Here is a 9578-nt window from a genome sequence, read left to right as displayed (position 1 = left end):
CTCGGTGCGGGCGGCGGCGGGCGCGTTGCCGCGCGGGCCGGTGATCGTGGCGATCCGCTGGTGCCCGAGCCCGGCCAGGTGGCGGACGGCTTCGGCGGCGCCGGCGGCGTTGTCCGAGGTCACGTAGGTCGCCCGCGGCCCGGAGAGGGCCACGTCCAGCGCGACGCACGGCAGCCCGGACTGGGCGAAGGTGCCGAACGCCTCGGCGTCGGTCCCGCTGTCGATGAGCACCAGCCCGGCCAGGTGGTGGCGCCGGGTCATGCCGACGTACCCGACCGGGTCGGCCAGCGACACCCCGGGGTGGCGGTTGCGGGCGTCGTCGCTCGTGGCGAGCAGCAGCAGGTGGTACCCGTGCGAGCTGAGCGCCGATTTGAGGCCCAGCAACAGGTCCTGCAGGAACGGGTGCCGCCAGCCGGGCCGCCGGTGGTCGGTGTCCCAGACCAGCCCGACCATCGCCGAGCGCTGCCGCGAGAGCGCCCGCGCCGACTCGTTCGGCGAAAAGTCGAGTTCCCGGGCGACCCGTTCGACGTGGGTGCGGGTCGCCTCGCTGACCGTGGCCGGGCGGTTGAAGACCCGCGACACGGTTGCGACGGAAACGCCGCAGAGCTGCGCGATTTCGCGAGCGGTGACCATGGGGACCTCCGATGTTGTAACCGGTTACATCTGTAGCACATGATCTCAGGCAGCGTAAACGCCGGAGTGCGTTATGTTTTCGTTACTTGACGTACGCCACTTGGGAGCGCTCTCATGGTCCCGCGTTTTCCGACCGGCCCGCAGAACAACGGAGATCTCATGCGCCCGAAAACGACACCCCGCCTCGTCTTGGCGGTCGTCTGCGCCGCTGTCACCGCCCTGAGCGCCTGCGGGAGCGGTGACGCCGGCGGCGGGAAGATCAAGCTGAGCCTCGGCCTCTTCGGCAACTTCGGCTACACCGACCTGATCAAGGAGTACCAGGCCGCGCACCCGGACATCGAGATCACCGAGCGGACCGCCGCCTACTCCGACCACCACAAGAACCTCGCCGCGCACCTGGCCACCGGGGGCGGCGCCGCGGACATCGAAGCGATCGACACCGGGTACGTCGCCCAGTTCAAGGCGACCCCGGACAAGTTCGTCGACCTCAACACCGTCGGCGGCGACAAGCTCAAGGACCGCTGGCTGAGCTGGAAGTGGGCGGCCTCGCTCGCCAAGGGCGGCCAGCAGATCGGCTACGGCACCGACGTCGGCGGCCTCGCCATCTGCTACCGCCGCGACCTGTTCGAAAAGGCCCAGCTGCCCACCGACCGCGACGCGGTCTCCGCGCTCTGGCCGACCTGGCAGGCGTTCTTCGACACCGGCAAGCGCTTCCAGGCCAAGGCGCCGAACGGCGTCAAGTTCATGGACGGCGGCCCGACCGTGCTCAACGCGATCTTCGGCCAGGCGCCCGTCGGCTACTACGACCAGAACGACCAACTCGTCGTCGCCAGCAACCAGGCCCTGCGCACCGGCTGGGACCAGGTCGTCGACGCCGTCAAGGCGAACCTCTCCGCCGGCCTGCTCTACAGCACGCCGACCTGGAACACCGGCTTCACCCAGGGCCAGTTCGCCACGGTCACCTGCCCGGCCTGGATGATGACCAAGATCAAGGACCAGGCCCCGGACACCGCGGGCAAGTGGGACGTCGCGGCCGTGCCCGGCGGGGGCGGCAACTGGGGCGGCTCGTACCTGACCGTGCCGAAGTCGGGCAAGCACACCAAGGAAGCCGCCGAGCTCGCCGCCTGGCTGACCGCGCCCGAGCAGCAGGCGAAGGTGTTCACCAGCAAGGGCCTGCTGCCCTCGACGCCGTCGCTCTACGACGACCCGAAGATCACCGGCTACACCAACCCGTTCTTCAACAACGCGCCCGTCGGCAAGGTGTTCACCGACGCGGCGAAGAAGCTGAACCCGCAGTACCAGGGCCCGAAGGCCGGCGACGTGCAGACGGAGTTCGGCAACGCGATGCAGCGCGTCGAGCAGGGCAAGCAGGACGGCGCGGCCGCGTGGGAGCAGCTCGTCGGTGACGTCTCGAAGCTGAAGTAATGGCGCTGACCTGGGCCGACCGGCGGCACAAGTGGGACGTCAAGCTGTCGCCGTTCGGCTTCATCAGCCCGTACTTCCTGATCTTCGGCGTCTTCGGGCTCTTCCCGCTGCTGTACACGGCGTTCGTGTCGCTGCAGAAGCGGAACCTGCTCGACGCCGAAGGCGCCCAGTTCATCGGGTTCGGCAACTACGAGCAGCTGCTGTTCCACGACCCGTACTTCTGGAACTCGATGGGGAACACGGTCAGCCTGTGGCTGCTGACCACGATCCCGCAGATCCTGTTCGCGCTCGGCATCGCGCACCTGCTCAACCGGCGGCTGCGCGGCCGGACGCTGTTCCGGATGGGCATGATCCTGCCGAACATCACCTCGGTGGCGGCGGTGACGATCATCTTCGCGCAGCTGTTCGGCCGGGACTTCGGCCTGGTCAACTGGGTGCTGAGCTGGTTCGGCGCCGGCCAGGTCGACTGGCAGGCCGGCACCGCCAGCTCCCACACCGCCATCGCGGCGATGGTGGTGTGGCGCTGGACCGGCTACCACGCGCTGATCTTCCTGGCGTCGATGCAGGCGATCCCGTCGGCCATGTACGAAGCCGCCACCCTCGACGGCGCCCGCGGGTGGCAGCAGTTCTGGCGGATCACCGTGCCGCTGCTGCGGCCGCAGATCATCTTCTCCACGGTGATCGCGACGACCGGCAACATGCGGCTGCTCGCCGAGCCGCTGCTGTTCAACCCGGGCACGGCGGCCGCCACCGGCGGCTCGGACCGGCAGTTCCAGACCGCCGCGCTCTACCTCTACGAACAGGGCTTCACCAAGTACGACTTCGGCTACAGCTCGGCGATCGCGCTCATCCTGGCCGTGGCCACGATGCTCGTCGCGGGCGTGTCGTACCTGGTCACCCGGCGCATCCAAACGGACTGAGGAGCGGACATGACCACCGTGCTGACCTCGGCGCCCGCCGCGGCGCCGAGCCCGCCCGGCCGGGTGCGGCGGCTGGTCCGGCGGGCCACGAGCCCGTGGACCTATGCCGCGCTCGTCGCGATCCTCGCCGGTTCGGCGTTCCCCGTGTACTGGTCGTTCGTCGTCTCCTCGCAGACGACGGAGGCCGTCGGGAGCGTGCCGCCGGTGCTCGTGCCCGGCGGGCACCTGTTCGAGAACATCGCCCGCGTCTTCGACGAGACGAACTTCGCGCTGGCGCTCGGGAACTCGCTGATCGTCGCGGGCACGATCACCGTGTCCGTGGTGCTGTTCTCGACGCTCGCCGGGTTCGCCTTCGCCAAGCTGAAGTTCCGCGGGCGGACGTTCCTGCTGCTGCTCGTGGTCGCCACCCAGGCGATCCCGACCGAGCTCGGCGTCGTCCCGCTCTACATGATGATGGCCGACTTCGGCTGGGCCGGGCAGCTGCAGGCGGTGATCGTGCCCGGGCTCGTCACGGCGTTCGGCGTGTTCTTCATGCGCCAGTACTTCGAACGCGCCCTGCCGCTGGAACTGCTGGAAGCCGGGCGGATGGACGGCTGCGGCTCGCTGCGGCTGTTCTGGCACGTGGCGCTGCCCGCCGCCCGGCCGGCCGCGGCGGTGCTCGGGCTGTTCACGTTCATGCAGGCGTGGAACGACTTCTTCTGGCCGCTGGTGGTGCTGGTGCCGGAGAACCCGACCGTCCAAACGGCACTGTCCAGCCTGGCCAGCGGCTACACCACCGACTACACGCTCGTGCTCACCGCCGCCACCATCGGCACCGTTCCCGTCCTCCTCGTGTTCCTGCTGTTCGGCCGCCAGATCGTCGGCGGCATCATGCAGGGCGCGCTCAAGGGCTGACCTCCCGGAGACCACCGTGACCACCAGTTTCCCGCCCGGCTTCCGCTGGGGCGTCGCCACTTCGGCGTTCCAGATCGAGGGCGCCACCACCGCGGACGGCCGCGGACCGTCCATCTGGGACACCTTCGCCGCGGTCCCCGGCGCGGTGGCCGGCGGCGACACCGGCGAACCGGCGGCCGACCACTACCACCGCTGGCCGCAGGACCTCGCCCTGCTCGCCGGCCTCGGCGTGGACGCCTACCGGTTCTCGGTGTCGTGGCCCCGCGTGCAGCCGTCCGGCCGCGGCCGCGTCGAACGCCGCGGGCTCGACTTCTACCGGCGGCTCGTGGAAGGGCTGCGGGAGAAGGGGATCGAGCCGTTCCTGACGCTCTACCACTGGGACCTGCCGCAGGCGCTGGAGGACGAAGGCGGCTGGCGCTCCCGGGACACGGCGTTCCGGTTCGCCGACTACGCGGCCCTCGTCCACGCGGAGCTCGGCGACCTGGTCGAGCACTGGACGACGCTGAACGAGCCGTACCCGTGCGCGGTCGCGGGCTACGGCGAGGGCCGCCACGCGCCCGGCGCGAAGGAGGGGGACGGCGCCCTCGCCGCGGCGCACCACCTGCTGCTCGGCCACGGCCTGGCGGTCCGGGCGATGCGGGCGCAGGCACCGCCGCACCACCAGTTCGGCATCGTCCTCAACCAGTCGCCCGCGGTCCCGGTGTCCGCCTCGCCCGCGGACGCGGCGGCGGCCGCCCGCCAGGACACGCTGCTGCGCCGCCAGTTCACCGACCCGCTGTTCGGCGGCCGCTACGCTCCGGGCCTGGCGGCGATGTTCAGCGGCGCGTCGGACTTCGCCTTCCGCCGCGACGGCGACCTGGGCACGATCGGCCAGCCCCTGGACTACCTGGGCGTCAACTACTACTACCGCCTGCACGTCGCGGACGCCCCGCACCGCGAACCCGACCCGGCGCTGCGCACGGTGGCCGACATCGGCGTGGACACCACGCGGCTGCCGGACGTCCCGCGCACGGGCATGGGCTGGCCGGTGGAGCCGGAGGGGCTGACCGAGGCGCTGGTCGGCCTGCACAACCGCTACCCGGAGCTGCCCCCGGTGTACGTCACCGAGAACGGCTGCGTGTACCCGGACCGCAGCGACTTCGCCGACTACGAGCGCATCACGTACCTGAACGAGCACATCGAGGCGGCGCGCACGGCCGCGGCGGCGGGGGTCGACCTGCGGGGGTACTTCTGCTGGTCGCTCCTGGACAACTTCGAGTGGGCGCACGGGTACCGGCACCGGTTCGGCCTGGTGCACGTGGACTACGAGACGCAGACGCGTACACCACGAGCGAGTTACCGCTGGTACCGCGACTTCGTCACGGCCCAGCGGCTCGCGTGAGGCCTACTTCTTGTACAGGCCTTCGATGTCGTTCGCGTAGTTCTTCGAAACCACGTTGCGCTTCAGCTTCAGGCTCGGGGTGATCTCGCCACCGGCCTCGGTGAAGTCGTTCGCCAGCACGGTGAACTTCTTGATCGCCTCGGCCTTCGACACCTGCTTGTTCGCCTCGTCCACCGCGGCCTGGATCTCCGCGAGCAGGTCGGCGTCCGAAGCGAGGTCCGCCACCGAAGCGCCGGCGGGCTTGCCGTGCTGGGACTTCCACGCCGGGAAGTACTCCTCGTCCACGGTGACCAGCGCCGCGATGAACGGGCGCTGGTCGCCGACCACCATGGCCTGGCTGACCAGCGGGGCCGCCTTGATCGTGTCCTCGAGGCCGGACGGGGCGACGTTCTTGCCGCCCGCCGTCACGATGATCTCCTTCTTGCGGCCGGTGATCTTCAGGAAGCCGTCGGAGTCCAGCTCGCCGAGGTCGCCGGTGTGGAACCAGCCGTCGGTGAGCGCTTCCTTCGTCGCTGCCGGGTTGTTGTAGTACGCCTTGAACACGACGTCGCCCTTGAGCAGCACCTCGCCGTCGTCGGCGATGCGGACCGACGTGCCGTTGACCGGCTTGCCGACCGTGCCGACGCGGAACGCCGTCTGGGTGTTGACGTTCGCCGCCGCGGACGTCTCGGTGAGGCCGTAGCCCTCGAACACCGGGACGCCGATGCCGCGGAAGAAGTGCGCCAGCCGGGCGCCCAGGGGAGCGCCGCCGGACACCGCCGCGACGCAGCGGCCGCCGAGGGCCGCGCGCAGCTTGCCGTAGACGAGCTTGTCGAACGCCAGGTGCTTCAGCTTGAGGCCGAGCCCGGCGCCGCCGGTGTCCTGCGCCTGGCTGTACTCGACCGCGACCGCCTCGGCGGCGTCGAAGATCTTGCCCTTGCCGTCGCCGTGCGCCTTCTGCTTGGCCGAGTTGTAGACCTTCTCGAACACGCGCGGCACCGCGACCACGAACGTCGGCCGGAACGTGCCGAGGTCGGCGACCAGGTTCTTGACGTCCGGCGTGTGCCCGAGGGTGACGCGGGCGGTGAGCGCGGTCACCGCGATCGCGCGGGCCAGCACGTGCGCCAGCGGCAGGAAGCACAGCAGCGAGTTGCCCTGCTCCATCAGCTGCGGGAACGCCTCGATGTCGGCGCGGATCTCGGCCAGGAGGTTGCGGTGGGTCAGCTCGACGCCCTTGGGGCGGCCGGTGGTGCCCGAGGTGTAGACGATGGTGGCGAGCTCGTCCGCGCTCACGTCGCGGCGGCGCCCGTGCAGGTCGTCGTCGGAGAGGTCGGCACCCAGCGCGGCCAGCGTCTCGACGGCGGGGGCGTCGCCCTCGATCTGCCAGGTGTGGTCCAGCTCGGTGAGCCGGTCGCGGATCTCTTCGACCGCGCCGGCGTGGCCGGTCGTCTCGACGAACACGGCCTTGGCGGCCGAGTCGGAGAGGATCCAGTACACCTGTTCGGGCGACGAGGTGTCGTAGATCGGGACGGTGACCGCGCCGGCCGCCCAGATCGCGAAGTCGATCAGCGTCCACTCGTAGCGGGTCTTCGACATGATCGCGACGCGGTCGCCGCGGCCGATGCCGGCCTTGGCCATGCCCTTGGCGACCGCCAGCACCTCGGCGGCGAACTCCTTGGCGGTCACGTCCAGCCAGCTGCCCTCGACCTGGCGGCGGAAGCTCACCACGTCGGAGAACCGCTCGGCGTTCGCCCAGACGACATCGGACATGTTTTCGTCGTCGGCCACCGGCTTGCCGGCGGGAGCGCTGTATTCGCGCACGTGGACCTCCGTGTTCAACGCGTGCGGTGGGCGACACCGCTGTTACCCGCCAGTCAACTTAGCGTGGTGAGCACCTTAAGACCATGCTGATCGCCGCCGCACGGCGAGGGCGTGACATTCTTCGCACGTGAACGCGCCACCCTCACTCGACATCGTCGACGAGACGTTCCTCGCCGTTCCGCCGTCCACCGTGGCCGCCGTCTTCGCCGACTCCCGGTCCTGGACGCGCTACTGGCCGGACCTGGTCCTGGAGGTCTACACCGACCGGGGTGACCAGGGCCTGCGCTGGACCGTGCGGGGCGCGCTCGTCGGTACGATGGAGGTCTGGCTCGAGCCGGTGCTCGACGGCACGCTGCTGCACTACTTCCTGCGGGCGACCCCCGCCGACGCGGCGGGCGCGCCCCGTGCGCTGGCGCCGCGCGACCTGCGCCGGGAGTTCGACCGGCGGGCCCGCGCGGCCAAGGCGATCGCGCTCGGGCTCAAGGAGATCCTGGAGGACGGGCGCGAGCCCGGAGTGCCTCCGCGCGGTGAAGACTGAAGGGACCAGGGGTGCGGGTACACGTCGTCTCGGACGTGCACGGCAACGCGGACGCGCTGAAGCGGGCGGGGGACGGGGCCGACGCGCTGGTCGTGCTCGGCGACCTGCTGGACTTCGTCGACTACCGCGAGCACGACAAGGGCATCATGGGCGCGCTGTTCGGCGCCGAGAAGGTCGGGGAGTTCGCGCGCCTGCGCCGTGAGGGCACCCGTGACGAAACCGTTGCCTTCTCCCGCACGCTCTGGGCGACCCTCGACGACCCGGCCGCCGCGGTCGACGAGGCCATCCGCGAGCAGTACGCGACGCTGTTCGCGGCGATGACCGCGCCCACCTACGCCACCCCCGGCAACGTCGACACGCCGTCGCTGTGGCCGGAGTTCACCGGCGCGGGCATCCACGTCCTCGACGGCGAAGTGGCCGAGATCGGCGGCCTGCGGTTCGGGTTCGTCGGCGGCGCGCTGCTGCCCGACGGCGTCGTCCCGCGCCGCCGCAAGGGCGCCGCCTGGCGTCCCTACCTGCGGGATCGCGAGGACTACGACAAGAGCGTGACCGCGCTCACCGACGTCGACGTCCTCTGCACGCACGGCCCGCCCGCGCTGCCGGAGCTGACCTACGACGTCGTCGCGCGCCGCAACGAGATCGGCTCCACGGCGCTGCTGGAGCTGATCCGGGAGCAGCGGCCGCGCTGGTCGGTGTTCGGTCACGTGCACCAGCCGCTGTCGTCGCGGGTCCGGGTCGGCCTGACCGAGTGCCGTAACGTGGGTCACTTCAAGGAGACCGGGCAGCCGTACGTGCTGCGCTGGTGACCGACCGCGGCGGCTACGCTTCGTCCCATGGCCGAGCAGTCCACACAGTCCATCGAGGTCGACGCCGAGCCCAGCCGGGTGATGGCCGTGATCGCCGACTTCCCCGCCTACCCGGAATGGGCCAAGGCCGTCCGGCAGACCGAGGTGCTCGGCACCGACGCCGGTGGCCGGGCCAAGCAGGTCAAGCTGACCCTGGACGCGGGCCCGATCAAGGACGTCTACACCCTCGAGTACGACTGGGACGGTGACGGCCTCGGCGTCAGCTGGCACCTGGTCAAGGGCCAGATGCAGAAGGCGCAGAACGGCCGGTACGCGCTCGAGGACCTGGGCGGCCGGACGCGGGTCACCTACACGCTGTCGGTCGAGCTGGCGCTCCCGATGATCGGGCTGCTGCGCCGCAAGGCCGAGAAGATGGTCATGGACACCGCGCTGAAGGAGCTCAAGAAGCGGGCCGAGGGGTAGCCGCGTGCGGATCCTGCTGTTCACCGGCAAGGGGGGTGTCGGGAAGACGACGCTGGCCGCCGCCACCGGCGCCGCCCTGGCCGCTCGCGGCAGGAAGACGCTCGTCGTGTCCACCGACCCGGCGCACTCGCTCGGCGACGCCTTCGGCCACACCCTGGGCGCCGAACCGTCCGAAGTGGACGCACTGCTCTCGGCCGTCCAGATCGACTCGCGCACCCTGGTGGACACCACCTGGCACCGGCTGCGGGCCGAGCTGCAGGCCGCGCTGGCCGGCGCGGGGCTCGACACCCTGGACGCCGAAGAGCTGACCGTGCTGCCCGGCGTCGACGAGCTGCTCGCCCTCACCGAGGTCCGCCGGCTCGCCGAAGAGGGACCGTGGGAGACCATCGTCGTCGACTGCGGGCCGACGGCCGAGACGCTGCGGCTGCTCGCCCTTCCGGAAGCCGTCTCGGGCTACCTGGCGCGCGTGTTCGGCAGGCGCGTCACCGAATCCGTGCGCCGGCTCGGCGTCCACCTCGACGGCCTGCGCGCGCTGCTCACCGAGCCGTCGGTGACCACGGTCCGGCTGGTGCTGACCCCGGAGCGGGTCGTGGTCGCCGAGGCGCGGCGCACGCTCAGCTCGCTGGCCCTGCGCGGCATCGCCGTCGACGGCCTGATCGCCAACCGGCTGATGCCCGCGCCCGGCTTCTGGCGCGGCGGCGCCGCGTCCTGGCTGCGCA

At 70.9% G+C, this 9578-nt stretch carries 10 protein-coding genes; 8 read left to right on the top strand and 2 right to left on the bottom strand.

Annotated features, from left to right (window positions below; genetic code table 11):
• The coding region (locus G3I65_RS17045) for a LacI family DNA-binding transcriptional regulator (protein ID WP_160696996.1) at positions 1 to 633 on the bottom strand (633 nt) is incomplete at its 3' end.
• 159 nt (positions 634 to 792) lie between these two features.
• Between G3I65_RS17045 and G3I65_RS17040 the strand changes: the two genes are divergently transcribed.
• From G3I65_RS17040 to G3I65_RS17025, 4 genes are read left to right on the top strand one after another with little or no spacing between them, the layout of a single operon-like run.
• Positions 793 to 2058 carry an ABC transporter substrate-binding protein gene (locus G3I65_RS17040; RefSeq protein ID WP_125315611.1) on the top strand — a complete coding sequence of 422 codons (1266 nt, stop codon included), beginning with the start codon at positions 793 to 795 and terminating at the stop codon, positions 2056 to 2058.
• Positions 2058 to 2978: a carbohydrate ABC transporter permease gene (locus tag G3I65_RS17035; RefSeq protein WP_160696995.1), complete on the top strand. Its 921-nt coding sequence runs from the start codon at positions 2058 to 2060 to the stop codon at positions 2976 to 2978. Before G3I65_RS17040 ends, G3I65_RS17035 begins: the two co-directional genes overlap by 1 nt.
• A 9-nt stretch (positions 2979 to 2987) precedes the next feature.
• Positions 2988 to 3872 (top strand): carbohydrate ABC transporter permease, encoded by an 885-nt coding sequence (locus G3I65_RS17030; protein WP_125315613.1) that lies wholly within the window; start codon positions 2988 to 2990, stop codon positions 3870 to 3872.
• A 16-nt stretch (positions 3873 to 3888) separates the two neighbouring features.
• The gene (locus G3I65_RS17025) at positions 3889 to 5253 is read left to right on the top strand and encodes a GH1 family beta-glucosidase (RefSeq protein WP_160696994.1); all 1365 of its coding nucleotides are present in this window, start codon (positions 3889 to 3891) and stop codon (positions 5251 to 5253) included.
• Between the two features lie 3 nt (positions 5254 to 5256).
• Here the strand turns inward: G3I65_RS17025 and G3I65_RS17020 are convergent, their stop codons facing one another.
• On the bottom strand, positions 5257 to 7053 hold the full coding sequence (locus tag G3I65_RS17020) for a long-chain fatty acid--CoA ligase (protein WP_160696993.1): 1797 nt from the start codon (positions 7051 to 7053) through the stop codon (positions 5257 to 5259).
• Between the two features lie 127 nt (positions 7054 to 7180).
• Here G3I65_RS17020 and G3I65_RS17015 point away from each other — a divergent pair, with 127 nt between their 5' ends.
• From G3I65_RS17015 to G3I65_RS17000, 4 genes are all read left to right on the top strand, one after another.
• Positions 7181 to 7591: a polyketide cyclase / dehydrase and lipid transport gene (locus G3I65_RS17015; protein ID WP_160696992.1), complete on the top strand. Its 411-nt coding sequence runs from the start codon at positions 7181 to 7183 to the stop codon at positions 7589 to 7591.
• An 11-nt stretch (positions 7592 to 7602) separates the two neighbouring features.
• On the top strand, positions 7603 to 8397 hold the full coding sequence (locus G3I65_RS17010) for a metallophosphoesterase (RefSeq protein ID WP_160696991.1): 795 nt from the start codon (positions 7603 to 7605) through the stop codon (positions 8395 to 8397).
• Between the two features lie 27 nt (positions 8398 to 8424).
• Positions 8425 to 8859, top strand: a complete 435-nt coding sequence (locus tag G3I65_RS17005) for an SRPBCC family protein (RefSeq protein WP_086856845.1) — start codon at positions 8425 to 8427, stop codon at positions 8857 to 8859.
• Positions 8860 to 8863: 4 nt separating this feature from the next.
• Positions 8864 to 9578, top strand: a 715-nt coding sequence (locus tag G3I65_RS17000; protein ID WP_160696990.1) for an ArsA family ATPase, incomplete at its 3' end; no start/stop codon positions are given.

It is taken from the genome of Amycolatopsis sp. SID8362, assembly GCF_010550475.1.
In the GTDB taxonomy this organism is placed as follows: Bacteria; Actinomycetota; Actinomycetes; order Mycobacteriales; family Pseudonocardiaceae; genus Amycolatopsis; species Amycolatopsis eburnea.
This window is presented reverse-complemented; position numbering and strand designations above follow the sequence as displayed.